This is a genomic window from Rhodovarius sp. (assembly GCF_040399605.1).
GTDB classification, from domain to species: domain Bacteria; phylum Pseudomonadota; class Alphaproteobacteria; order Acetobacterales; family Acetobacteraceae; genus Rhodovarius; species Rhodovarius crocodyli_A.
Map to the genome: position 1 here is coordinate 22,289 of NZ_JBBARU010000015.1, position 24,059 is coordinate 46,347.

At 66.8% G+C, this 24,059-nt stretch carries 20 protein-coding genes; 8 read left to right on the top strand and 12 right to left on the bottom strand.

The window, feature by feature from the left end:
- The first annotated feature begins 94 nt into the window (after positions 1-94).
- Genes ABWP84_RS06685 through ABWP84_RS06695 form a run of 3 tightly spaced genes read left to right on the top strand, consistent with a single transcriptional unit; the run spans position 95 to position 3,359 of the window.
- The gene (locus ABWP84_RS06685) at positions 95-1,912 is read left to right on the top strand and encodes an ABC transporter permease (protein ID WP_353211232.1); all 1,818 of its coding nucleotides are present in this window, start codon (positions 95-97) and stop codon (positions 1,910-1,912) included.
- Positions 1,909-2,658: an ABC transporter ATP-binding protein gene (locus tag ABWP84_RS06690; RefSeq protein WP_353211233.1), complete on the top strand. Its 750-nt coding sequence runs from the start codon at positions 1,909-1,911 to the stop codon at positions 2,656-2,658. The genes ABWP84_RS06685 and ABWP84_RS06690 overlap by 4 nt, the downstream gene beginning before the upstream one ends.
- On the top strand, positions 2,658-3,359 hold the full coding sequence (locus ABWP84_RS06695) for an ABC transporter ATP-binding protein (protein ID WP_353211234.1): 702 nt from the start codon (positions 2,658-2,660) through the stop codon (positions 3,357-3,359). The genes ABWP84_RS06690 and ABWP84_RS06695 overlap by 1 nt, the downstream gene beginning before the upstream one ends.
- A gap of 171 nt (positions 3,360-3,530) precedes the next feature.
- On the opposite strand, the gene ABWP84_RS06700 is transcribed toward ABWP84_RS06695, so the two are convergent.
- Positions 3,531-4,004, bottom strand: a complete 474-nt coding sequence (locus ABWP84_RS06700) for a PRC-barrel domain-containing protein (RefSeq protein ID WP_353211235.1) — start codon at positions 4,002-4,004, stop codon at positions 3,531-3,533.
- A 195-nt stretch (positions 4,005-4,199) separates the two neighbouring features.
- Positions 4,200-4,730: a single-stranded DNA-binding protein gene (gene ssb / locus ABWP84_RS06705; RefSeq protein WP_353211236.1), complete on the bottom strand. Its 531-nt coding sequence runs from the start codon at positions 4,728-4,730 to the stop codon at positions 4,200-4,202.
- Positions 4,731-4,829: 99 nt separating this feature from the next.
- Here ssb and uvrA point away from each other — a divergent pair, with 99 nt between their 5' ends.
- Both uvrA and ABWP84_RS06715 read left to right on the top strand, forming a co-directional pair.
- On the top strand, positions 4,830-7,733 hold the full coding sequence (gene uvrA / locus ABWP84_RS06710) for an excinuclease ABC subunit UvrA (protein WP_353211237.1): 2,904 nt from the start codon (positions 4,830-4,832) through the stop codon (positions 7,731-7,733).
- Positions 7,734-7,793: 60 nt separating this feature from the next.
- Positions 7,794-8,753 (top strand): tripartite tricarboxylate transporter substrate-binding protein, encoded by a 960-nt coding sequence (locus ABWP84_RS06715; RefSeq protein ID WP_353211238.1) that lies wholly within the window; start codon positions 7,794-7,796, stop codon positions 8,751-8,753.
- 44 nt (positions 8,754-8,797) lie between these two features.
- Here ABWP84_RS06715 and ABWP84_RS06720 read toward each other — a convergent pair whose 3' ends face one another.
- From ABWP84_RS06720 to ruvX, 10 genes are all read right to left on the bottom strand, one after another.
- Positions 8,798-9,400 (bottom strand): methyltransferase domain-containing protein, encoded by a 603-nt coding sequence (locus tag ABWP84_RS06720; RefSeq protein ID WP_353211239.1) that lies wholly within the window; start codon positions 9,398-9,400, stop codon positions 8,798-8,800.
- Positions 9,401-9,882: 482 nt separating this feature from the next.
- Positions 9,883-10,050 (bottom strand): 50S ribosomal protein L33, encoded by a 168-nt coding sequence (gene rpmG / locus ABWP84_RS06725; RefSeq protein WP_353211240.1) that lies wholly within the window; start codon positions 10,048-10,050, stop codon positions 9,883-9,885.
- 117 nt (positions 10,051-10,167) lie between these two features.
- Positions 10,168-12,897, bottom strand: coding sequence for a ribonuclease R (gene rnr, locus ABWP84_RS06730; RefSeq protein ID WP_353211241.1), 2,730 nt, complete (start codon positions 12,895-12,897; stop codon positions 10,168-10,170).
- The gene (topA, locus tag ABWP84_RS06735; RefSeq protein ID WP_353211242.1) at positions 12,894-15,644 is read right to left on the bottom strand and encodes a type I DNA topoisomerase; all 2,751 of its coding nucleotides are present in this window, start codon (positions 15,642-15,644) and stop codon (positions 12,894-12,896) included. The genes rnr and topA overlap by 4 nt, the downstream gene beginning before the upstream one ends.
- Before the next feature lie 32 nt (positions 15,645-15,676).
- Entirely contained in the window at positions 15,677-16,765 is a 1,089-nt protein-coding gene (gene dprA, locus ABWP84_RS06740) for a DNA-processing protein DprA (RefSeq protein ID WP_353211243.1), read from the bottom strand.
- Positions 16,762-17,352, bottom strand: a complete 591-nt coding sequence (gene plsY / locus ABWP84_RS06745; RefSeq protein ID WP_353211244.1) for a glycerol-3-phosphate 1-O-acyltransferase PlsY — start codon at positions 17,350-17,352, stop codon at positions 16,762-16,764. Before plsY ends, dprA begins: the two co-directional genes overlap by 4 nt.
- Positions 17,349-18,623, bottom strand: a complete 1,275-nt coding sequence (pyrC, locus tag ABWP84_RS06750) for a dihydroorotase (RefSeq protein WP_353211245.1) — start codon at positions 18,621-18,623, stop codon at positions 17,349-17,351. The genes plsY and pyrC overlap by 4 nt, the downstream gene beginning before the upstream one ends.
- A gap of 42 nt (positions 18,624-18,665) precedes the next feature.
- Complete coding sequence (locus tag ABWP84_RS06755; protein ID WP_353211246.1) at positions 18,666-19,124, bottom strand: GNAT family N-acetyltransferase; 459 nt, start codon at positions 19,122-19,124, stop codon at positions 18,666-18,668.
- Positions 19,121-20,074: an aspartate carbamoyltransferase catalytic subunit gene (locus tag ABWP84_RS06760; RefSeq protein ID WP_353211247.1), complete on the bottom strand. Its 954-nt coding sequence runs from the start codon at positions 20,072-20,074 to the stop codon at positions 19,121-19,123. Before ABWP84_RS06760 ends, ABWP84_RS06755 begins: the two co-directional genes overlap by 4 nt.
- Before the next feature lie 60 nt (positions 20,075-20,134).
- The gene (gene ruvX, locus ABWP84_RS06765) at positions 20,135-20,611 is read right to left on the bottom strand and encodes a Holliday junction resolvase RuvX (RefSeq protein WP_353211248.1); all 477 of its coding nucleotides are present in this window, start codon (positions 20,609-20,611) and stop codon (positions 20,135-20,137) included.
- A 34-nt stretch (positions 20,612-20,645) separates the two neighbouring features.
- Between ruvX and gatC the strand changes: the two genes are divergently transcribed.
- From gatC to gatB, 3 genes are read left to right on the top strand one after another with little or no spacing between them, the layout of a single operon-like run.
- Complete coding sequence (gene gatC, locus ABWP84_RS06770; RefSeq protein ID WP_353211249.1) at positions 20,646-20,933, top strand: Asp-tRNA(Asn)/Glu-tRNA(Gln) amidotransferase subunit GatC; 288 nt, start codon at positions 20,646-20,648, stop codon at positions 20,931-20,933.
- Positions 20,933-22,408: an Asp-tRNA(Asn)/Glu-tRNA(Gln) amidotransferase subunit GatA gene (gene gatA, locus ABWP84_RS06775; protein WP_353211250.1), complete on the top strand. Its 1,476-nt coding sequence runs from the start codon at positions 20,933-20,935 to the stop codon at positions 22,406-22,408. The genes gatC and gatA overlap by 1 nt, the downstream gene beginning before the upstream one ends.
- The gene (gene gatB, locus ABWP84_RS06780; protein ID WP_353211251.1) at positions 22,405-23,844 is read left to right on the top strand and encodes an Asp-tRNA(Asn)/Glu-tRNA(Gln) amidotransferase subunit GatB; all 1,440 of its coding nucleotides are present in this window, start codon (positions 22,405-22,407) and stop codon (positions 23,842-23,844) included. The genes gatA and gatB overlap by 4 nt, the downstream gene beginning before the upstream one ends.
- Positions 23,845-24,059: the final 215 nt, after the last annotated feature.

Here is a 24,059-nt window from a genome sequence, read left to right on the forward strand (position 1 = left end):
GAGAGGGGCTTTGCCCCTCCCCACCAAGGGCCGAGAGGCCCTTGGAACCCGGGGGTATCGGGGGAGGGCAAAGCCCTGCCCCGGGCAAACCTAAATGACCCAAATTCTCGTCCAAAGCCTATCCGGCCTCGCCAGCGCCGCCTCGCTCTTCCTGGTCGCCGCCGGGCTGACGGTCATTTTCGGCGTCACCCGCATCGTCAATTTCGCCCATGGCAGCCTCTATATGCTGGGCGCCTATATCGCCTACAGCCTGGTCACCTGGTTGCCGCGCGGGCATTTCCCTTTCTGGGGCGGTGTCCTGGCGGCGGCACTGGCGGTGGGGTTGATTGGTGTGGTGGTGGAGGTGCTGGTGCTGCGGCGCATCTACAAGGCGCCCGAATTGTTCCAGTTGCTGGCCACTTTCGGCGTGGTGCTGGTGGTGCAGGATGTGGCCCTGGCGGTCTGGGGGGCGCAGGATCTGCTGGGGCCCAGGGCACCCGGCCTGCGCGGCGCGGTGGATGTGATGGGCGAGCGCTTCCCGCTCTACGACCTTGTGTTGATAGCCATTGGCGGGGCCATCCTGCTGCTGTTGTGGCTATTGTTCCAGCGCAGCCGCTTTGGTGTGCTGGTGCGCGCCGCCACGGCGGACCGCGAGATGCTGGGCGCGCTGGGGGTCAATCAGCGGCGATTGTTCACCGGGGTTTTCTTCCTGGGTTCGGCGCTGGCGGGATTGGCCGGGGCGCTGCAACTGCCGCGCGAGAGCGTCAATCTGCACATGGACATGGCCATTATTTCCGAGGCCTTTGTCGTCGTGGTGGTGGGCGGCCTGGGCTCACTGCCGGGGGCGGCGCTGGCGGCCTTGCTCATCGGCCAGATGCAGGCCTTTGGCATTGTGCTGTTTCCGCGCATCACCCTGGTGCTGGTGTTCCTGGTGATGGCGGTGGTGCTGGTGCTGCGGCCCTATGGCTTGCTGGGGCGCGCGAATGCCGCAGCCATTGTGCTGCCGCCCGAGCCGCCCTTGCGGGCACTCTCGCCAAAAGGCCGCGCGGTGGCGCTGGCGGCCCTGCTGTTGGCCATCGCCCTGCCGCCCTTTCTGGGCGATTACGCCCTGGTGGTGCTGAGCGAATTGGCCATTGCCGTGCTGTTTGCCGCCAGCCTGCATTTCATCATGGGGCCGGGCGGCATGGCGAGCTTTGGCCACGCCGCCTATTTTGGTGCCGGCGCCTATGCCGCCGCCCTGCTGGTGAAGCATTTTGCCGCGCCGATGGAGTTGGGGCTCTTGGCCGCGCCCTTTGCCGCAGGGCTGCTGGGGCTGGTGTTTGGCTGGTTCTGCGTGCGGCTTTCGGGGGTATATGCCGCCATGCTTACCCTGGCCTTTGCCCAGATCGCCTGGTCCACCGCGTTTCAATGGGTGGAGGTGACGGGTGGCGATAACGGCATTCTGGGCGTCTGGCCCAGCGCCTGGGCTGTGCCAAAGCTGGCCTATGCCTATCTGTCGTTGGCGCTGTGCCTGGGTGGGGCGCTGCTGTTGCGCCGCGCCATTTTCGCCCCGCTCGGCTACGCCATGCGCGCGCAGCGTGACAGCCCGCTGCGGGCCGAGGCGATTGGCATTGATGCCTTCCGGGTGCGCTGGCTTGCCTTTGCCATCGCCGCGGGTTTTGCCGGGCTGGCGGGGGCGGTGTTCGCCTTCGGCAAGGGCAGCGTCTTCCCCACCGCCATGGCCATTCCGCGCAGCGTGGATGCGCTGCTGATGGTGCTGCTGGGCGGGGTGCAGACGGTGATGGGCCCTCTGATCGGCGCGCTGGCCTATACCGGGCTGCATGAGCAATTGCTGCGCGTGACGCAATTCTGGCGCGCGGCGCTGGGCGCCATCATCATCGGCCTTGTGCTGTTCTTCCCCCGCGGCCTCGCTGGGATGGGGCCGCGCGCATGAGCCTGCTGCGTGTGGAGGGGCTGCATAAATCCTTCGGCGGTGTGAAGGCGGTGCAGGGCGTCAGCTTGGCCGTGGCGGCGGGCGAGCTTTTGGCCCTGATCGGCCCCAATGGCGCCGGCAAATCCACCTGCTTCAATATGCTCAATGGCCAGATCCGCCCCGATGCCGGGCGGGTGACGCTGGCTGGGCAGGACATCACCGGCCTCGCCCCGCGCGCCATCTGGCGCCTGGGTGTGGGCCGCACCTTTCAGATCACCGCAACCTTCGCCAGTCTCTCGGTGCTGGAAAATGTGCAAATGGCGCTGCTCTCCCATCAGCGGCGGCTGATGCGTCTCTGGGCGCCGCTCAGCGCCGAGGACCCGACCCCGGCCCTGGCCCTGCTGGAGCGCCTGGGCATGGCGGAGCAGGCCGCGCGCCCCTGCGGCGTGCTGGCCTATGGCGACCTCAAGCGGGTGGAACTGGCCATCGCCCTCGCCAATAACCCCCGCCTGCTGCTGATGGACGAGCCCACCGCCGGCATGGCACCCGCCGAGCGTGTGGCGCTGATGGCGCTCACCGCCCGCATCGCGCGTGAGAGCGGCATTGCCGTGCTCTTCACCGAGCATGACATGGATGTGGTCTTCACCCATGCCGATAGGCTGCTGGTGCTGGACCGCGGCCGCATGCTGGCCGAGGGTAGCCCCGAGGATGTGCGCGCCAACCCCGCCGTGCGCGAGGTCTATCTCGGCCATGAGGGGCGGCATTGATGCTGCATGTCGAAGCCCTGCACGCGCATTATGGCCGCGCGCATATCCTGCATGGCGTGACGCTTACGGTGCATGCGGGGCAGGTGCATGTGCTGCTCGGCCGCAATGGAGCCGGCAAATCCACCACCATGAAGGCCATTATGGGCCTGGTGCCGCCCAGCGCCGGGCGGGTGGAGTTTCTCGGCCAGGATATCACCGGCCGAGAACCCTTCGAGATCGCCCGCGCCGGGTTGGGCTATGTGCCTGAGGAGCGGCGGATTTTCGCCGAACTCACGGTGGAGGAAAACCTGGAGACCGGCCGGCAAAAGCCCCGCCCGGGCCTGCGCCCTTGGAGTGTGGAGCGGGTTTACGAACTCTTCCCCAGCCTCGCCGCCATGCGCCGCCGCCCCGGCGGGCGGATGAGCGGGGGCGAACAGCAAATGCTCACCATCGGCCGCAGCCTGATGGGCAATCCGCAGCTGATCATGCTCGATGAACCCAGTGAGGGCTTAGCGCCGGTGATCGTCGAACGCATGGCAGCGGCCATTCGCGTTCTGAAGGCTGAGGGGCTGAGCGTGCTGCTGTCCGAACAGAATCTCTTTCTCGCCCAGGCGGTGAGCGACCGCGCCAGCATCATCGAGCGCGGCCAGATACGCTGGACCGGCAGCATGGCGGCGCTGATGGCGGATACGGCCGCGCGGCAAGCCTACCTGTCCGTGTGACATGGCAGGCTCTTGGCCTGGGCGAAGTCGCCTGCATTGCGGCAAGCACGACGACGTCGTCCAGGATATGTCGGGTTTAACTTCAACTTGTTATGCGCTGGGACGCCCATGGGACGCTGCCGGCTTGGAAGCCAAGCCCCAAGAGGTTCCAGGGCAAGCTATTGGTTGGCCTCAGCGCTGGGCTGCGGCTGCGTAGGTAAAGGGCGGTAACGTGCGCAGGTATTCCTTCGTCGCCCCCTGCATCACCCAGCGATCACGCGGGCCCATGCGCAGGCGGCTGAGCGGGACCGCAACATAGTGGCTCCCTATTCCCAGGAAGCCACCGACAGCCAAGATCGCGGTTGGTGCTCCGCCGGTGGGAAGGATAATCTCGTCCACCTTGCCAACATCCTCATCCGCTTCGTTGTGGACATTGGAGCCGATAATCTTGCTCATGCGCAGGCCGCCGCGCAACGCCGCTTCGGTGGCTGCCGAAGGCGGCGTGCCTGGCTGCAGCGTCGGCGCCACCGTTGCGGTGGGCGGGGTCACAATGGCAGGCGGCGTGATCTGGGCGATCGCCACGGCGGGCAATGCCAGCAATGCCAAGCTGAGAGTGATAGGCCGCATCTTCTGATTTCTCCTCAAAATCGTGGCCTTGCGCCACACCCATCAAACCCTTGGCCTATTAGAAAGTTGCGGGGGGTGGGTCTTTGCGGAGAATTGCGGGTCAGCGCTGCACGTCGCAACGCAGTTCAGATGCGGGACACCAGGCTGCTGAAAACGAACGGCGAGAAACAATAGGATCGAGGGGCAAAGCCCTTTCGCTCTTTATCTCCGCCCTCAGAGCTTTTCAGCGACCTGTTAGAACGGAATATCGTCGTCCAGATCGCTCTTCTTGTTATTGTCCCAGCCACCGCGCGCCGGGGCCGGCTTGGCCGCGCCGCCACCATAGCCACCCGAGCGGGCCGGCGGCGCACCACCACCACCACCGCCATAGCCGCCGCCGCCCATATCATCATCCGAGGCACCGCCGCCGCCGGCACCGCGGCTATCCAGCAGGGTCAATTCACCACGGAAATTGCGCAGCACCACCTCGGTCGAGTATTTCTCGGCGCCGCTCTGGTCCTGCCATTTGCGGGTTTCCAACTGGCCTTCGAGATAGACCTGGCTGCCCTTCTTCAAATAGCGCTCGGCGATTTCGCCCAATTTTTCATTGAAGATGGCAACCGAGTGCCACTCGGTGCGCTCCTGCATATTGCCTTCGCGGTCCTTGTAGCGCTCGCCGGTGGCGAGGCGCAGATTGACCACCTTCCCGCCATTCTGGAAGTTCCGGACCTCGGGGTCCCGACCGAGGCGACCGATCAGGATCACCTTGTTCACACTGCCTGCCATGACGTCACTCCTTGCAATTCTGAATCCCAGTCTAGCTTCTGGGCGGTGGCTCTGCCATATCCTAAAGCGAACGCAACGCGAACATTCTGGAAGTAATCGATGCCGCGAGACAGGCCCGAGGGGAAGCCGGATGGCAAATTCATCCGCATTCGCGGCGCGCGCGAACACAATCTGAAGAATCTCGACGTCGATATCCCCAAGGACAGCCTGACGGTCATCACCGGCCTGTCCGGCTCGGGCAAATCCTCGCTCGCCTTCGATACGATCTATGCCGAGGGCCAGCGCCGTTACGTCGAATCGCTCAGCGCCTATGCGCGGCAATTCCTGCAACTGATGCAAAAGCCCGATGTGGACAGCATCGAGGGCCTCTCCCCCGCCATTTCCATCGAGCAGAAGACCACCAGCCACAACCCGCGCTCCACCGTCGGCACGGTGACGGAAATCTACGATTACATGCGCCTGCTCTGGGCGCGGGTGGGCGTGCCCTATTCGCCCGCCACCGGCCTGCCCATCGAGGCGCAAAGCGTGGCGCAGATGGTGGACCGGGTGGCGGCCATGCCCGAGGGCACGCGCCTTCTGCTGCTCGCCCCCGTGGTGCGCGACAAGAAGGGCGAATACCGCAAGGAGCTGCAGGATTTCCAGCGCCGGGGTTTTGAGCGCGTGAAGGTGAATGGCACGCTCTACCAGATCGCCGATGCCCCAAAACTCGACAAGAAACTCAAGCACGATATCGAAGTGGTGGTGGACCGCGTGGTGGTGCGCGACGGCATGGCGCAGCGCCTGGCCGATAGCTTCGAGACCGCGCTCGCCCTGGCCGAAGGCATTGCCTATGTCGAGGATGCCGAAACCGGTGCCCGTACCGTCTTCTCGCAGAAATTCGCCTGCCCGGTGAGCGGCTTCACCATCGAGGAAATCGAGCCGCGGCTCTTCTCCTTCAACTCGCCCCAGGGCGCCTGCCCATCCTGTGACGGCCTGGGCACCGAGACGTTTTTCGACCCCGCCCTGGTGGTGCCCGATGACAATAAGGCGCTGCGCGACGGCGCCGTCGCCGCCTGGGTCAACGCCAATTCACCCTATTACGACCAGACGCTGGACAGCCTGGCCAAGCATTTTCGCCTGCGCATGGACACCGCCTGGGGCGAACTGCCCGAAGCCTTCCGCACCGCCATTCTGCATGGCACGGGCAAGGAGGCGGTGACGCTGCGCTATAAGGATGGCCTGCGCGCCTATGAGGTTGAAAAACCCTTCGAGGGCGTGATCCCGAACCTGGAGCGGCGCTTCCGCGAGACCGACAACCCCTGGGTGCGCGAGGATCTCTCCCGCTATCAGGCGAAAAAAGCCTGCAAGATCTGCCAGGGTTACCGCCTCAAGCCGGAATCACTCTCCGTGAGGGTCGCGGCGCGCCATGTCGGCGAGGTCTGCGAACTCTCGATCAGCGATGCACGGCAATGGTTTGCCACCGTCAATGACACGCTGACACCGCAGCGCGCCGATATCGCCCGTCGCATCCTCAAGGAGATTGAGGAGCGGCTGCAATTCCTCGTCGATGTCGGGCTGAACTACCTCTCGCTCGGCCGCGCTTCGGCCACGCTCTCGGGCGGCGAATCGCAGCGCATCCGCCTGGCCTCGCAAATCGGCTCTGGCCTCACCGGCGTGCTCTATGTGCTCGACGAGCCCTCCATCGGCCTGCATCAGCGCGACAATGAGCGCCTGCTGGGCACGCTCAGGCGCCTGCGCGATATCGGCAACACCGTCCTCGTCGTCGAGCATGATGAGGATGCGATCCGCCAGGCCGATCATCTGATCGATATCGGCCCCGCCGCCGGCGCCGGGGGCGGGCGCATCATCGCCCAGGGCACCCCAGCCGAGGTCGAGGCGCATCCCGACAGCGTCACCGGCGCCTATCTCTCCGGCCGGCGCAGCGTGCCCATGCCTGCCGCCCGCCGGCCCTTCGACAAGAAGAAAATGCTGCGGCTGATCGGTGCCACCGGCAACAACCTGAAGAACGTCACCGCCGAAATCCCGCTGGGCACCTTCTGCTGCGTCGCCGGCGTCTCCGGCGGCGGCAAATCCACCCTGATCATCGAGACGCTGTACAATGCCGTCGCCCGCCGCCTGATGGGGGCCGGCACCGTGCCCTCCCCTTACGAAAAACTCGAGGGTCTGGAATATCTCGACAAGATCATCGACATCGACCAATCGCCCATCGGCCGTACGCCGCGCTCCAACCCCGCCACCTATACCGGGCTTTTCGCCCCGATCCGCGACTGGTTCGCCGAACTGCCCGATGCCCGGGCCCGTGGCTACAAACCCGGCCGTTTCAGCTTCAACGTCAAGGGCGGCCGCTGCGAGGCCTGCCAGGGCGATGGTCTCATCAAAATTGAGATGCACTTCCTGCCCGACGTCTACGTCACCTGCGACACCTGCAAAGGCAAGCGCTACAATCGTGAGACGCTTGAGGTAAAATTCCGCGGCAAGTCCATCGCCGATGTGCTGGACATGACGGTGACCGAGGGGCGCGAATTCTTCGCCGCCGTGCCGGCCATCCATGACAAGCTGAAAACGCTGGAGGAAGTGGGCCTGGGCTATATCCATCTCGGCCAGCAGGCCACCACCCTCTCGGGCGGTGAGGCACAACGGATCAAACTGTCCAAGGAACTCTCCCGCCGCGCCACCGGCCGCACCCTCTATATCCTCGACGAGCCTACCACCGGCCTGCATTTCGAGGATGTGCGCAAGCTGCTCGAGGTGCTGCACGCGCTGGTGGAGACCGGCAATACCGTGCTGGTGATCGAGCATAATCTGGAGGTCATCAAGACCGCCGATTGGGTGCTCGACCTCGGCCCCGAGGGTGGCGAGGGGGGCGGGCGCATCGTGGCGCAGGGCACGCCCGAGGATGTGGCGGCCACGCCGGAGAGCCATACCGGCCGCTTCCTCGGCCCCATCCTGGCCCGGCACGGCGCGCTGGCGGCACCCCGACGAAAGAAGCGCGCCGCCCGATAAGCCTTGCCCCGGCGCGCGGCGCGTCCTATGCGCGAGCAAAGCTGCAACCGGGAGGCGCATATGCAACGTCGTGGATTTTTGGCGGCCACATTGGCCAGCCCTGGCTTGGCCCTGGCGCAGGAATGGCCCACCGGCCCCATTCGCGCCATTGTCCCCTTCGCCCCCGGCAGCGCGACCGACACCGTCGCCCGCCTCTTTGCCGAGCGCATGCGCGACACGCTGGGCCAGCCGGTGGTGATCGAAAACCGTGCCGGCGCCTCTGGCCTGATCGGTGCCGAGACGGTGGCCCGCGCGCCCGCCGATGGCATGACCCTGCTCTTTGGCACCAATTCCACCAATGCCGCGGCCAATGCGCTGTTCCGCCGGGTTCCCTTCGACATGGAGCGCGATTTTGCGCCGATCTCGACGCTGGCCTCGGTGCCGCTGCTGGTGGCGGTGCCCGAAGCCAGCCCCCATCGCACCCTCAATGACCTGCTGGCCGCCGCCCGCGCCCGGCCGGAGGCGGTGACCTATGCCTCCACCTCCGCCTCCCAGCGCGTCGCCTCCGAGATGCTGGCCTCCATGGCCGGGGTGCGGCTGCTGCATGTGCCCTATCGCGCCGCCGGTGCCGCCATTCAGGACCTGCTGGCCGGCCGGGTGGACATGTTCGTGGCCGATCAGGCGGTGATCCTACCGGCCAGCCAATCCGGCCGCGCCCGGGTGCTGGCGGTCACCACCCGCAGCCGCAGCGCACAATTGCCCGATGTGCCCACGGTGGCCGAGGCAGCCAATCTGCCGAATTATGAGCTCTTCGCCTGGTTCATCCTGGCCGCCCCGGCCGGCACGCCGGCACCCATTATCGCCCGGCTGAACGCCGCCGTGCGCGCCGCGGCGCAAAATGCCGAGCTGCGATCACGCCTCAGCGAAAATCTCGGCATGGCGCTCATCACCGGCACGCCCGAACAGGCCACCGCCTTCGCCGCCAGCGAGACGGTAAAATGGACCCAGGCGATCCGCGCCGCGGGGATTGAGCCGGAATAACCGGTCCTTTTGCGGGGAGGGATGCGCCCCTCCCCGGCCAACCCTCAGCCCGCTTTGGCGGGGTTGATGGGCGCGTAGCGCCAGACGCCACCGGGCGGGAAGTTCTTGATCGTCCAGGCCTGCCGGCGCCCCGTCAGCCCCAGCTTGGCTGAGGGCAGCGGTGAAGTGATGCAGTAGCTCAGATGCAGAAAGCCCCGCACCGGGCTGGCCGCCAGCATGGCGGAGACGATTTTCTGCTGCGCTTCGAAAGGCAGCATCACCAGCGGAATGCCGCAGATCACGTCACCCACCCGGCCGGCCTTGGCCTGCTCCAGCACCTTGGGCAGTTCGAAGCCATCACCGCAAATCACCTGCACACCGGGCAGGGCGCGGCGCAGATGGGCGGCCATATCGGGCACGATCTCGATCACCACGAGTTTCTCGGCCGGCACGCCGGCGGCCAGCAGGGCGCGGGTGATCACCCCGGTGCCGGCACCCAATTCCACCACCACCTCATCCGGCCCGCGCACCGCACGCTCGGCGATCATCCGGCTGAAAGTGGCCGAGGAGGGAATGATGCTGCCCATCTGCAGCGGATTGGCGAGCCACCGCTTGAAGAAGAGCGATTTATTGGCGGTCTCGCTGTGCTCGCCGATGCTTGCCGACATGCCGTAATCCTTGCTGCGACCGGCGGCGGAATGCCGGCCGGTTGGGAGGGATGCGCGCGTGGCGGCTCGCATCCCGATGGTCGATAACATCACCGCGAAACCGAGATTGCCCTGGGGCGCAGCTTCAGGGTGAAGGAGACGACCTAGCGCCGGCACATGGTCGCGCGGAAGCCCTGCGGCGGGCCACGAGCGCCTTCGCGAGCACAATTCTTCTGGTTGTCATGATCCTTGGCATTAATCGCCACGCGATATGCCGTATAATTTGCTCAGCATGCCTAAGCCGCAAGGCGCGACCATGAACGGCACCCAAAGGCCGGTGGATTTTAACGGCGCCTGGAACCCAGCCGCCTCCCATATCAGCCACCCACGGCCAGCCATCTCAGCACGCCCAGGCGCCTCAGCAGCACGCCATCGGCAGAGGCCGTCCTGGGGCGCGGCCCAGCATATTCAGCCGGCCTGCGCCGGCCGATGCCCTGTCAGGCTTACTTGATCTTGCCTTCTTTGTAGACGACGTGCTTGCGCACCACCGGGTCGTACTTCTTCAGTTCGAGCTTGCCGGTGGCGGTGCGGGTGTTCTTCTTCGTCACATAGAAATGGCCGGTCTCGGCGCTGGAGATCAGCTTGATCTGAATGGTGTTGGACTTGGCCATGATGCTCGTCTCTACGGAAAAGGGTATAGCCGCGGGCGGTCACCCACGGAACAAGGGCCCATGCATAGCGGATGGGCCGGCGGGGTCAAGCGGGTTCTGCCGCAAGCGTGGTTTCTCTCACCCCCGGCGCCCGCGCGCGGGCTTGCCCCTATGCCGGTGCGGCCCCTTGGCAGCGCCGGGGCCACCCCCCGCTGCCCGCGGCACCCCCTGCCGCAATTGGAACTGCATCGCCCCCGTCATCGCATTGGCCTCGCGGAGCGCCACCTCCACCGCATCGCCAAGCGTGAAGCGCAGCCCGGTGCGCCGGCCAACCAGCGATTGCGTCGCGGGGTCTTCCTCCCAACGATCCTCCGGCATGGCGGAGAACGGCACCATGCCCTGGGCGCCCGTCTCATCCACCGCCACGAACATGCCAAAACGGGTGACGCCGGAAATCCGCGCCGAGAAGGTCTCGCCCACCCGGCTGCTCATGAAGGCAGCGAGGTAGCGGTCCACCGCATCGCGCTCCGCCGCCGCCGCCCGGCGTTCGGTGCTGGTGATGGCATCGGCAATGGCGGGCATCTCTGTGGCCTCGGCCTCGGTCAGCCCATCGGCACCAAGCTTGAGGCCACGGATCAGCGCGCGATGGATCATCAGATCGGCATAGCGGCGGATGGGGCTGGTGAAATGCGCGTAGCGCGCCAGCGCCAGGCCGAAATGGCCGATATTATCCGGCGCATAGGCGGCCTGGGATTGGCTGCGCAGCACCGTCTCATTCACCAGCCGCTCATGCGGCGCACCCTTCACCATCGCCAGCACATGGGAGAAATTGCGCGGATGCAGCTGGTTGCCCGGCGGCATATTGATGGCGAATTGCTGCAGGAATTGCCGCAGCCCTTCCAGCTTCTGGTCCGAGGGGCGGTCATGGATGCGGTACATGGTGGGCTGCACCAGCCGCTCCAGTTCCTCCGCCGCGCAGACATTGGCGGCGACCATGAATTCCTCGATCAGCTTATGGCTGTCCAGGCGCGGACGGGGGGCGACGCCCAGCACCTGGCCCTCGGGGCTAAGAACCACCCGCCTTTCGGGAATATCAAGCTCCAGCGTGCCGCGCCGGGTCCTCGCCCCCAGCAGCGCCTCGAAGGCGCCATAGAGCCGGGCGGTGTGGCCCGGCTGCAAATCCTGCGGCTCGCGCGCCTCATCCCGCGCCGCCTGCAACTCCTCATAGGTCAGCCGCGCAACCGAGCGCATCAGGCCGCGGCCGAAGCGATGGCCGATCTTCTCGCCATCCGCGGTAAACCGCATCTCGACGAAGAGGCAACCGCGATCCTCCCGCGGCCGCAGGCTGCACCAGCCATTGGACAGCGCCTCGGGCAGCATGGGCACCACGCGGTCAGGAAAATACACGCTATTGCCGCGGCGCCGCGCCTCAAGGTCCAGTGCCGTGCTGGGGCGGACATAATGCGCCACATCGGCAATGGCGACGATGATGCGCCAGCCGCCGCCATCCTCCTCGGCAAAAACCGCATCGTCAAAATCGCGCGCATCCTCGCCATCAATGGTCACCAGCGCTGTGGCGCGCAGATCGGTGCGCTTGCCGAGCGCGGTGCCGCGCGCCGCTTCGGCCTGTGCCACCGCCTCGGGAGGGAATTCCGTGGGGATGCCATGGGCGTGGATGCAGATCAGCGAGACCGATTTTGCCTCGCCCATCCGCCCCAGCACCTCGGTCACGCGGGCGGGTTTGGGGCCAAAATGCCGGCCAGCGCCCTGTGGCGTCGGCTCGGCCAGAACGATATCGCCCTCCCGCGCTTCGCCGCCCACCACCTGCCAATGGCCTTTTTGCTTCTTGTCGGTGGGTACGATCTGGCCGTTTTGCACGATGCCCAGAATGCGCGCCGGCGCATCCTCCGGCCCGCCAAGGCGCTTGAAGCTGCGCCCCTCATATTTGCCACCGCCCACGGGTTTCAAACGCGCCAGCACGCGCTCGCCCGGTGCCAGCGCCGGCTGGCCGGCGGCTTCGGGGCGCATATAGATCAGCGGCGGGCGGCCTTCGCCCTGCCAGTTCAGCGGCCGGGCCAGGGGCTCGCCATCGGCATCGGTGCCGAACACCTCCACCGGCAGCATCTCCGGCAGGGCCTCATGCCGCCCCTCATGCCGCCTCTCTGGCCGCCCCTCTGGCCACCCCTCTGGCCGCCCGCCTGGGCGGGTGGTGGGTTTCGCCTCGGGTCGACCCACTGGTCGGCCTTCGGGGTTGGCCGGGCGGCGCTTGCCAGCGGGCGCGGCAATGCCGGCCTCCTGCATGCTGGCCAGCAGCGCGCGCAAGGCCGGGCGCTGCTCGCTGGTCAGGCCAAAATGCCGGGCGATTTCATTGCGGCCAACCTTGGCTCGGGCGCCGCCGAGAAAGACCTGCAATTGCGCGATGCTGGGCATCGGCCGTGGCTCGGCCCCGCCGGTCTCGCCCCGGCGTTGGCTGCGTGAGGGTTTTTCCCGCGGCGGCAGCGGCGCGGGGGCATGGGTATCCTCCACCACCCTGAGCGTCTCGCGCACCGGGCGTGGTGGCCGGGCCTTGGCGGGCCGCGGCGCGCGCGGGGCCTCAGCGGCGGCGGCGATGGCGGCCTTGCGGCCCCGGACGGGTATCGGCTTTTGCACCGTTTCAAAGCCGGTCTCGCGCCGGTCGCGCGGCGGGCGGGCTGGCTTGGCCTCGGGTGCTGCGGCGCGGGCCTGGGCGGCCTCCTCCGGCGGGCGGGGATAGCCGGTGCTGCCGGTCTTCTTGCGGCGCCCGGCATGCGGATCGCGCTCCTGGCCCTTGGCCGGCTTGGTGCCGGTATAGGGTTTCTTGCCCTTTGGCGGCGGCCCCGGGCGCTTCACGCCTTTGCCGCTTTTGCTGTCGCGGGCGCCTTGCGCGCCGTGGGCTTTTTCGCCGGGGCCTTTTTGGCGGGGGCCTTCTTGGGGGCGGCTTTCTTGGCGGGGGCCTTCGCCTCCGCATCCTCGGCCACCGGCTTGGCGCGGGCGGGCTTGGCTTTCGCCACCTTGCCCTTGGCACCCTTCAGCGGCGGCAATTCCTTGCCCTTCTCGGCCAGCAGGCTCACCGCCTCATCCAAGGTCACGGCCTCCATCTCGGTGCCGCGCGGCAGATTGGCCACGCGCTTGCCATGCATCAGGAAGGGGCCGAAGCGGCCGCGCCGCACCTCCACCTTCTCGCCATCTTTGGGGTGCATCCCCACCACCAAGCCGCGCGGCTTGGCATCGGCCAGCAGCGCCACCGCACGGTTGAGGCCCAGGCTCAGCACATCATCATCCTTATCGAGCGTCTTCGACAGCGCGCCCATGGTGATATAAGGCCCAAAGCGGCCGAGATGGGCCATAATTTCCTCGCCCTTTTCCGGGTGCAGACCCACGATGCGCGGCATGGAGAGCAGCGCCAGCGCGCGCTCCAGCGTGATCCCCTCGGGGTCCATCCCGCGCAGCAGGCTGGCCCGGCGCGGTTTTGTCGGCTTGCCCTTCTCATCGATGCCCGGCTCGCCCAGTTGGACGTAAATGCCATAGGGCCCGCGCCGCATGGTGATCTCCTTGCCGGAGGTCGGGTCCACGCCCAGGTTGCGCTGGCCATCGGCAAAATCACCGCCGCCGCCCTCGCCCTCGCCCTCGGCCCCGGGCACCGCCAGCGGCCTTGTGTAGCGGCATTCCGGATAATTCGAGCAGCCAATAAAGGCCCCCGTGCGCCCCAGCCGCAGCCCCAGCCGGCCAGCCGAACAGGCGGGGCAGAGCCTGGGGTCCTTGCCGTCATCGGCGGCGGGGAAGAAATGCGAGCCGAGATCCTCATCCAGCCGATCGATCACCTCGGAGATTTTCAGCTCCTTGGTCGCCTCGATCGCCTTGGAAAAATGCTCCCAGAAGGCGCGCATCACCGCGCGCCATTCCGCCCGGCCACCGGAGATATCGTCGAGCTGCTCTTCCAGCCCCGAGGTAAAGCCCGGGTCGACATAGCGCTCGAAAAAACTGACCAGGAAGGCGGTGACCAGCCTGCCACGGTCCTCGGGCACGAAGCGGCGCTTGTCCAGCTTCACATATTCGCGGTCCTGCAGCACCTGCAGGATGGAGGCATAGGTGGAGGGCCGACCAATCCCCAACTCCTCCATGCGCTTGACCAGGCTGGCCTCGGAATAGCGCGGCGGCGGCTGGGTGAAGTGCTGGGTGGTGCTGACATCGCGGGTCTTCACCGCCTCGCCCTGGCGCATCGGCGGCAGGGTGCGGTTGTCATCATCCTCGGCACTGGCGGCTGCGCTGGCCACGCCGGCGCGGCGGTCGGCCTCGCTGTCATCGGTATCCTCGCGGTAGAGTTTGAGGAAACCATCAAAGGCAATGACGCTGCCATTGGCGCGCAGGCGGGTCTTGCCGCTGGGCTCAACCAACTCGACCACAGTCTGGTCCAGCTCGGCGCTCTGCATCTGGCTGGCCACCGCCCGCTTCCAGATCAGCTCGTAGAGCCGCAGCTGGGGCCCGGAGATATACTGCGCCGCATCCTGCGGGCGCAGGCCCACATCGGTGGGGCGCACCGCCTCATGCGCCTCCTGCGCATTCTTGGCCTTTGTCGCGTATTCACGCGCGGCGCCGGGCAGGTAATCCGGCCCGAACTCGCTCTTCACATGGTCGCGAATGGCCATGATCGCATCGCGCGACATCTGCACGCCATCGGTTCGCATATAGGTGATCAGGCCCACCGTCTCGCCGGCAATCTCCACACCCTCATAAAGCTGCTGCGCCAGGCGCATGGTGGCCTGCGCGCCCATGCCCAGCTTGCGCGAGGCTTCCTGCTGCAGGGTGGAGGTGGTGAAGGGTGCAGGCGGGTTGCGCCGGCTGCGCTTCTTCTCCACCGAGCCCACGGCGAAGCGCGCCGCTTCCACCGCGCGCTTCGCCGCCTCGGCCAGCGCCTCGGTATTGAGGTCAAACTGGTCGAGCTTCTTGCCCTCGTGATGCGTCAGCCGGGCCGGGAAGGGGGCGCCGATGGCGGTGAGAAAGCGGCCCTCCACCGTCCAATATTCCCGCGCCTTGAACACCTCGATCTCGGCCTCGCGCTCGCAGATCAGCCGCAGCGCGACACTCTGCACCCGCCCGGCCGAGCGGCTGCCGGGCAGCTTGCGCCACAGCACCGGCGAGAGCGAGAACCCCACCAGATAATCCAGCGCGCGCCGCGCCAGATAGGCCTCGATCAGCGGCGTATCCAACTCCCGCGGATGAGCCACGGCGAATTGCACGGCGCGCTTGGTGATCTCATTGAAGGTGATGCGGCTGACCTGCACGCCCTTAAGCGCGCCAGCGCGGGCCAGCATATCCTTCACATGCCAGGAAATCGCCTCACCCTCGCGGTCAGGGTCAGTGGCGAGGTAGAGCCGCTTGGCGCCGCGCAGCGCCGAGGCGATGGCGCGCACCTGCTTCTGGCCGCGCTCATCGGCCTCCCAATCCATGGCGAAATCCTCGTCCGGGCGGACGGAGCCATCCTTGGGCGGCAGGTCGCGCACATGGCCGAAACTGGCCAGCACGGTGAAACCATCACCCAGATACTTGTTGATGGTCTTGGCCTTGGCAGGGCTTTCGACGACGAGGACGTCGGGCATCGGCATTCCAGAAAGGGGCTCGGGCGGCCCCGTCAGGAGAGCGCCACCCGGTCACCCGGCAGGGTTTGGACGCGCCCCTCCAACTCGAAATCGAACAGGATGGCGCGCAGGCTTGGGGCAGATAGCTGGCAGCGCCGGGCTAGCTCGTCAACAGAGATTGGTGTCGTGCTAAGCAATTCAAGCACTTGAGCGGCATCCGAACCGGCCTCTTCCGGCGCTTCGGGCGGCGGCTCGGGGTGTTCTGCCGGTTTGGGCCGGGGCCGAAACAGCGGCGCCGCTGCCGGTGCCTGGGGCAAAAATTCCAGCACATCGGCTGCATTTTCACATAAATGCGCGCCCTGGCGGATGAGGTCATTGGAGCCACGCGCGCGCGGATCGGCCGGGCTGCCGGGCACGGCATACAGCTCACGGCCATAATCGAGCGCGAGTCGCGCCGTGATCAGCGTGCCCGATTTTTCCATCGCCTCCACCACCACCACGCCCAGTGCGAGGCCGGCAATAATACGGTTGCGGCGGGGGAAGTGCCGGGCCTGAGGCGCGGTGCCCAGCGGCGCCTCGGTGATCAACAACCCGCCCTGATCGGCAATACGCGCCTGCAGCATGGCGTTCTCCGGCGGATAGGCGATGTCGAGCCCACCGGCGATGGCGGCAATGGTCCGCCCCTTGGCGTTGAGCGCGCCCTGATGCGCGGCGGCGTCGATGCCGCGCGCCATGCCCGAGATCACCACAATCCCCATGCCCGCCAGCTCATCGGCCAGGTCCTCAGCCACCCGGCGCCCAGCGGCAGAGGCGTTGCGCGCGCCGACAATGGCCACCGCCCGCGGCGCCAGTGCCGCGTGGTCGCCCAGGGTGAGGAGCACCGGCGGCGCATCGGGCAGCAGCGCCATCAGCGGAGGATAATCGGGCTCGCCGAGAAACAGGAAGCGCCCGCCCATCTCGGCGGTGGCGGCCATTTCCCGGGCGCAATCGGCCTCTGACGCAGCCCGGAACCGCTCGGGATGGCGCGACAGCGCGGCAATGGCAGCCCGGGCCGAGCCAAAACGCTCCAGCAGCCTCCGATAATAGGTCGGGCCGACGCCCTCGCTGCGCGCCAGCCGAAGCCGGGCCAGCGTCTCGCTCATTTGCCCTCGCCGATCCGCGGCTCGGTGCCCTTCACCAGCCGCTCGATATTCGCCTGGTGGCGCATCGCCACAAAGGCGGCGATGACCAGAATGCCAATCCCCACCGGCCCAGGGGTGACCACCACCGAGGCAATCACCGAGGCCCCCATGGCCGAGAGCGCGCCCAGCGAGGAGATTTTCCAGATCTTCGCCACGGCCAGCCAGACCGCGATGGCGATCACAAAGACCGGCCAAGCCAGGGCCAGAAACACCCCCAAGGCCGTGGCCACGCCCTTGCCGCCGCGAAAACCCAGCCAGGGTGGAAAGCAATGCCCAACCACCGCCGCCACGCCGGCAACGACATCCGGCCCCGGCCCCAGCAGCGCCCCGGCAGCCCAAACCGCAACCAGGCCCTTCAGCCCATCCAACAGCAAGGTGGCTGCGGCCAGCGCCTTATTGCCGGTGCGCAGCACATTGGTGGCGCCGATATTGCCCGAACCGATCTGCCTTATATCGCCCAGCCCCGCCGCGCGCGTCAGCAGCAGGCCAAAGGGGATGGAGCCCAGCAGCAACCCGAAAATCGCCGCCATGATGGCTTCGAGAATCATGCGGAAAACACCTTTCGGCCGGCTTTGAAAGTGGCGCTCACCCGGCCTTCGAGGGCCCGGCCATCAAAGGGGGAATTCTGCGCCTTGCCCGGCAATTGGCCATCCTTCACCTGCCAGGCACGGTCCAGGTCAAACAGCACTAGATCCGCCGGGGTGCCGACCGCCAGCCGCCCAGCCGCAATCCCCAGCAGCGCCGCGGGGCGGCAGGTCAGCATGGCCAGCGCCGGCAGCAGGGCGATATCGCCCGCATGCACCCGCGCCAGCGTCACCGCCAACAGCGTGGCCAGCCCCGCGCCGCCGGCCTCGGCCTGGGCAAAGGGCAGGCGCTTATCATCGGCATCGCGCGGCTGATGGTCGGAGACGATGGCATCGATCGTGCCATCCGTCAGGCCCGCCACCACGGCGCGGCGCTCCTCCTCCGGCCGCAGCGGCGGGCTGAGCTTGGCATAGCTGCGATAGCCGGTGATGGCGTTCTCGTTCAGGTCGAAATAGGGCGGCGCGGTGTCGCAGGTGACCGCAAGGCCCTCCGCCTTTGCAGCCCGGATCAACCCCAGCGCCGCAGCGGTGGAAACGCGCGAAAAATGCACATGCCCGCCGCTCAGCCGCGCCAGGGCGATATCGCGCGCCACCATCATCGCCTCCGCCGCCATCGGAATGCCGGGCAGGCCCAGGCGGGTGGCCAATTCGCCCTCGGTGGCCGCGCCATGCGCCAGGCTCGGCTCCTCCGGATGCTGCACAATGAAGGTGCCAAAGGCGCGGGCATAGCTGAGGGCGAGGCGCATGGTCCGCGCCGAGGCAATGGCATGGGCGCCATCGGTGAAAGCCACCGCCCCCGCCTCGCGCAGCAGGCCGAATTCGGAAAGCTCCATGCCCTTGAGCCCGCGCGTGGCGGCGGCATAGGGCAGGATGGTCAGGCTGCCGGTCGCCTCGCCGCGTCGGGCGATGAATTCGACCAAAGCGGGGTCGTCCAGCACCGGCTGGGTATCGGGCAGCGCGCAAATGGTGGTGATGCCGCCCGCCGCCGCCGCCAGCGCGGCGGAGGCAATGGTCTCCCGATGCTCCGCCCCCGGTTCACCCAGGGCGGCGCGCATATCGATCAGCCCGGGGGCGAGGCATTGGCCACCGGCATCGAGCCTCTCGGCGCCATCGGCCGCGCCGCCGGTCAAGGAGGCAATCCGGCCATTCTCGATCAACAGCGCGCCCAGGCTATCGAGCCCTGAGGCGGGGTCGATCAGCCGGGCATTGTGGATGAGCAGTGGCGCAGGAATCATGACCCGTAAGGTGTCATGGCGGCAGCCTATTGACCAGCAGGGTTACCCTGCCTTCCCCGCCAGCAGCTTTTCCATAAAGACCCGCGCAAACCCAGCCTGTTGCTCGCGATGCGTCTCGCGAAAGCCCAGCCGCGTATAGAGCGCGATATTCTCGACCATTTTTTCGTTGGTATAGAGCCAAAGGCGGGTTTGCCCGCGCCGAAGCGTCTCGGCCTCGGCAAAACCGATCATGGCGCGGCCATGGCCCTTGCCACGCGCGGCTTCAGCCACGGCGATATTGTCGAGCAACAGCCCCTCTGCCGTGTCCTCCAGCACCAAAGCGCCCATGGCCACGCTATCCTGCTCCAGCAGCCAGGCCTGGCCGGCGGCGATTCGCGCTTCGTAATCATCGCCCATCGGCGCCGGTTCGCGGCCCATGCGAGGCACGTAATGGGCATAGGCGGCGCGAACCAGGGCGCGCAGGGTGGCCGCATCCCCAGGCCGGGCCGGCCGCAGGCTCAACCGTTGCGCCTCAGCCCACGGGCCAGCACATCCAGCACCGCCATGCGCAAGGCCACACCCATTTCCACCTGTTCGCCGATCACCGAGCGCGTCGGATGATCGGCAATGGCGCTATCGATCTCGATGCCGCGATTCATCGGCCCCGGATGCATCACGATGGAATCCGGCTTGGCAAAGCTCAGCTTCTCGGCATCAAGGCCATAGAACCGAAAAAATTCACGCGCACTCGGCACTAGGCCGCCCGCGGCCATGCGCTCGCGCTGCAACCGCAGCATCATCACCACATCCGCACCCGCCAGGCCCTTGCGCATGTCATGGAACACGCTGACCCCCAGCCGCCCCACCTCGGCCGGCAGCAAGGTGGGCGGGGCCACCAGCCGCACCTCGGCCCCCATGGCGCTGAGCAGGTGGATATTCGAGCGCGCCACGCGGGAATGGCTGATATCGCCGCAAATGGCGACCACAAGATTGCGCAAATCACCCTTGTGGCGGCGAATCGTCAGCGCATCGAGCAGCGCCTGGGTGGGGTGTTCATGCGTGCCATCACCCGCATTGATCACCGCGGCACTCACCTTCTGCGCCAGCAGCGCCGGCGCGCCGGATTGGCCGTGGCGCACCACCAGCAAATCGGTGTTCATGGCGTTGAGGGTGCTGGCGGTGTCCAGCAGGGTCTCGCCCTTGTTCACGCTCGAATTCGACACCGACATATTAATGACATCAGCGCCCAGCCGCTTGCCGGCGATCTCGAAACTGGTGCGGGTGCGGGTGCTGTCCTCGAAGAAGAGGTTGATCAGAGTGCGGCCGCGCAACAGGTCGCGCTGGGTCTTGCCCTGGCGGTTGAGCAGGGCATAGCTCTCGGCCAAATCAAGAAGAGCCGCGATATGTGGCGCCTCAAGCCCCTCAATCGCAAGGAGATGGCCGCCGGGGAGGATGGGATAGGAGAAGCTCACAAGGCGCGAGCCTAGCCTGCGCCGGGCGACGAAGGAAGGCCGGGCCGCCGCCTGAAATCCTCAGGGCTGCTCAGAGGCCCGCGTGGCATCCAGCGCGGCCTGCAACGTATAGGCCGCCGCCGCGGCATCCACCACCTGCGCCCGCCGCGCCCTGGTCATATCCATCTCCTGCACCAGCATGCGGTTCACCGCGCTGGAGGAAAGCCGCTCATCCCACAAAGCCACCGGCAGGCCGCAGGCCCCGCCCATGGCCATGGCCCAATCCTTCGCCGCCTGCGCCGCCGGGCCAAAACTGCCATCCATCCCCAGCGGCAGGCCCACCAGCAGCCCGCCCACCCCCTCTTTGGCGGCGATTTTCGCCACCTCCGCCGCATTGCTCGCCAGTTTTCCCCGCGCAATCGCGCCATAGGGCGAGGCCAGCATCAGCGAGACATCGCTCAGCGCCAGGCCAATGGTCTTCGAGCCAGGGTCGAGCCCCAGAATCCGCGCATCGCGCTTCAGGCTTGCACGCAGTTGCAGCATGGTGAACAAGGCCATGCTTGAGCTTATGCCCTGAGGACACCGCACTGTCATGAGCGTGGATATCGCCACCATCAAACGCGTCGCCACTTTAAGCCGCATCCATGTCGAGCCTGCGGCGCTGCCCGGCCTGGCGCAGGAAATCAACGCCATCCTGGGCTGGATCGAGCAATTATCCGAGGTCGATACCACGGGCGTGGAGCCCATGGCCGGCGGCGGGGCCACGGCTTTGCGCTGGCGTGATGATGTGGTGACCGATGGCGGCCAGGCCGAAGCCGTCCTGGCCAATGCGCCGGACCGCGAGGGCGAGTATTTCGGCGTGCCGAAGGTGGTCGAATAATGCGCCCGACCGATCTTTCCCTCGCCCAGGCCCGCCTGGCACTCGATGCCCGGCAAATTTCTGCGCGCGAGCTGACCCAGGCCTATCTGGATGCCATCGCCGCACTCAATCCGCGCCTGAACGCATACATCACCGTCACCGCCGAAGCCGCGCTCACCGCCGCCGATGCCGCCGACCAGAAACTGGCGGCCGGCCAGGGCGGGCCGCTGGAGGGCATTCCCCTCGGCATCAAGGATTTATTCTGCACGGCAGGCACCCGCACCACGGCGGCCAGCCGCATTCTGGGCGATTTCACCCCGCCCTATGAGAGCACCATCACCCGGCAGTTGCTGCGCGATGGCGCGGTGTTTCTGGGCAAGCTGAACCTCGATGAATTCGCCATGGGGTCGTCCAACGCCACCTCCGCCTTCGGGCCGGTGGAAAACCCCTGGTCGCGCCGCAATGACCCCGATACCCGTCTGGTGCCCGGCGGCTCCTCCGGCGGTTCGGCCGCGGCGGTGGCGGCGCGCCTCGCGCTCGGCGCCACGGCGACCGATACCGGCGGCTCCATCCGCCAGCCCGCAGCGTTTTGCGGCGTGGCCGGCATCAAGCCGACCTATGGCCGCTGCTCGCGCTTTGGCGTGGTCGCCTTCGCCTCCTCGCTCGACCAGGCCGGGCCAATCGCCCGCGATGTGATGGATTGCGCCGTTCTGCTGCGCTCCATGAGCGGCTTCGACCCGCAGGACAGCACCAGCGTCGATATGGCAGTGCCCGATTTCGCCGCCGCCGTGGGCCGTGGGGTGCGCGGCATGCGCATTGGCATCCCGCGGGAATACCGCATGGCGGGCATGCCGGCCGAGATCGAGGCGCTCTGGCAGCAGGGCATCGCCTGGCTGCGCGATGCGGGGGCGAGCATCGTCGATGTCTCGCTGCCGCACACCAAATACGCGCTGCCAACCTATTATATCGTAGCGCCGGCCGAGGCCTCCTCCAACCTCGCCCGCTATGATGGCGTGCGCTTCGGCGCCCGGGTGCCCGGTGCAGACCTGACGGAGCTTTACGAAAAAACCCGCGCCGCCGGCTTCGGCGCCGAGGTGCAGCGCCGCATCATGATCGGCACCTATGTGCTGAGTGCTGGTTATTACGACGCCTATTACCTCAAGGCGCAGCAGGTTCGCGCCCTGATCAAGCGCGATTTCGACCTGGCCTGGGCGCAATGCGACGCGCTGCTAACGCCCGCCACGCCCTCCGCCGCCTTCGGGTTGGATGAGAAACAGGATGACCCTGTGGCGATGTATCTGAACGACGTCTTCACCGTGACCGCCAATCTGGCCGGCCTGCCCGGCATGGCGGTGCCGGCCGGGCTCGACGGCCAGGGCCTGCCGCTCGGCCTGCAGATCATCGGCCAGCCCTTCGATGAGGAAGGCGTTTTCGCAGTGGCCGGCGCGGTGGAGCGCGCGGCCGGCTTTTCGGCACGTCCAGGGGTGATCGCATGACCTATATGATCGGAGACTGGGAACTCGTCATCGGCCTGGAAGTCCATGCCCAGGTGACGTCACAGGCAAAGCTCTTCTCGGGCGCCGCCACCGCCTTCGGCGCCTCGCCCAATTCCCAGGTGTCGTTCATCGATGCCGGCTTCCCCGGCATGCTGCCCTCAATCAACGCCGAATGCGTGGCCCAGGCCGTGCGCACCGGCCTCGGCCTGAACGCCCAGATCAACCTCTGGTCGCGCTTCGACCGAAAGAACTATTTCTACGCCGACCTGCCGCAGGGCTATCAGATCAGCCAATTCGCCCACCCCATCGTGGGCACCGGCGAAATCGAGATCACCCTCGATGATGGCACGAAGAAAACCATCGGCATCACCCGCCTGCATCTCGAACAGGATGCCGGCAAGTCGCAGCACGACCAGCACCCGAGCAAATCCTTCATCGACCTCAACCGCTCCGGCGTGGCGCTCATGGAGATCGTCTCCGAACCCGATATGCGCAGCCCCGAAGAGGCCGGCGCCTATGTCGCCAAACTGCGGCAAATCCTGCGCTATCTCGGCACTTGCGATGGCAATATGGACGAAGGCTCGATGCGCGCCGACGTCAATGTCTCCGTCCGCAAACCCGGCGAGGGCTTCCGCACCCGCTGCGAAATCAAGAACGTCAACTCGGTCAAATTCGTCATGCAGGCCGTCGAGGTCGAAGCGCGACGCCAAATCGACGTCTGGGAATCCGGCAAGGAAGTCCATCAGGAAACCCGCCTCTTCGACACCGCCCGCGGCGTCACCCGCTCCATGCGCTCGAAAGAAGACGCGCATGATTACCGCTACTTCCCCGACCCCGACCTCCCCCCCCTGGTGCTCGATGCCGGCTGGGTGGAGCAACTCAAAGCCAGCCTGCCCGAACTGCCCGACGCCCGCCGCGCCCGCTACGTCGCCATGGGCCTCACCCCCTATGACGCGCATGTGCTCACACTCGACCGTGAGACGGCGGTGTTCTTCGAGACCATGGCCCGCGGCCGCGATGCCAAGCTGGCCGCCAATTGGCTCACCGGCGATTACTTTGCCGCCCTTAACCGCCTCAAGCGCGACATCGCCGACCCCCCGGTCAGCGCCGAACACATGGGCGAATTGCTCGACCTGATCGCCGATAAGACGCTCTCCGGCACCATCGCCAAGCAAGTCTTTGAGCACATGCTCTCCGGCGAGGGCGCGCCCGCCGCCATCGTCGAAGCCCGCGGCCTCAAACAGGTGACCGATACCGGCGCCATCGAGGCCGCCATCCGCGCCGTGATGGAGGCCAATGCCGACAAACTGGCGGAATACCGCTCGGGCAAGGAAAAGCTCTTTGGCTTCTTCGTGGGGCAGGTGATGAAGGCCATGGCGGGCAAGGGTAACCCGGCGGCGGTGAATGAACTGCTGAAGGCCATGCTGGCGGGGTAAGGGCGCGGCCTTGGGGAAGGCTCTGCCTTCCCCAAACCCCATCCGCCAAGGGTCTTAAACCCTTGGATCCCATGATTTACTCAATGGCGGTCCAGGGGTCCCTGACCCCTGGTGGGAGGGGTCCGGGGAGGGCAAGGCCCTCCCTGGGTTCACGCTCAAACCTTCCCCAAACCCCATCCGCCAAGGGTCTTAAACCCTTGGATCCCATGATTTAC

Coding starts and splice junctions, on each gene's coding strand:
- ABWP84_RS06695 (WP_353211234.1), top strand. CDS start 2,658: ATGCTGCATGTCGAAGCCCTGCACGCGCATTATGGCCGCGCGCATATC.
- uvrA (WP_353211237.1), top strand. CDS start 4,830: ATGCCGCGAGACAGGCCCGAGGGGAAGCCGGATGGCAAATTCATCCGC.
- ruvX (WP_353211248.1), bottom strand. CDS start 20,611: ATGGCCTTGTTCACCATGCTGCAACTGCGTGCAAGCCTGAAGCGCGAT.
- ABWP84_RS06685 (WP_353211232.1), top strand. CDS start 95: ATGACCCAAATTCTCGTCCAAAGCCTATCCGGCCTCGCCAGCGCCGCC.
- dprA (WP_353211243.1), bottom strand. CDS start 16,765: ATGAGCGAGACGCTGGCCCGGCTTCGGCTGGCGCGCAGCGAGGGCGTC.
- ABWP84_RS06720 (WP_353211239.1), bottom strand. CDS start 9,400: ATGTCGGCAAGCATCGGCGAGCACAGCGAGACCGCCAATAAATCGCTC.
- plsY (WP_353211244.1), bottom strand. CDS start 17,352: ATGATTCTCGAAGCCATCATGGCGGCGATTTTCGGGTTGCTGCTGGGC.
- rpmG (WP_353211240.1), bottom strand. CDS start 10,050: ATGGCCAAGTCCAACACCATTCAGATCAAGCTGATCTCCAGCGCCGAG.
- ABWP84_RS06715 (WP_353211238.1), top strand. CDS start 7,794: ATGCAACGTCGTGGATTTTTGGCGGCCACATTGGCCAGCCCTGGCTTG.
- ABWP84_RS06690 (WP_353211233.1), top strand. CDS start 1,909: ATGAGCCTGCTGCGTGTGGAGGGGCTGCATAAATCCTTCGGCGGTGTG.
- gatC (WP_353211249.1), top strand. CDS start 20,646: ATGAGCGTGGATATCGCCACCATCAAACGCGTCGCCACTTTAAGCCGC.
- ssb (WP_353211236.1), bottom strand. CDS start 4,730: ATGGCAGGCAGTGTGAACAAGGTGATCCTGATCGGTCGCCTCGGTCGG.
- topA (WP_353211242.1), bottom strand. CDS start 15,644: ATGCCCGACGTCCTCGTCGTCGAAAGCCCTGCCAAGGCCAAGACCATC.
- gatA (WP_353211250.1), top strand. CDS start 20,933: ATGCGCCCGACCGATCTTTCCCTCGCCCAGGCCCGCCTGGCACTCGAT.
- gatB (WP_353211251.1), top strand. CDS start 22,405: ATGACCTATATGATCGGAGACTGGGAACTCGTCATCGGCCTGGAAGTC.
- pyrC (WP_353211245.1), bottom strand. CDS start 18,623: ATGATTCCTGCGCCACTGCTCATCCACAATGCCCGGCTGATCGACCCC.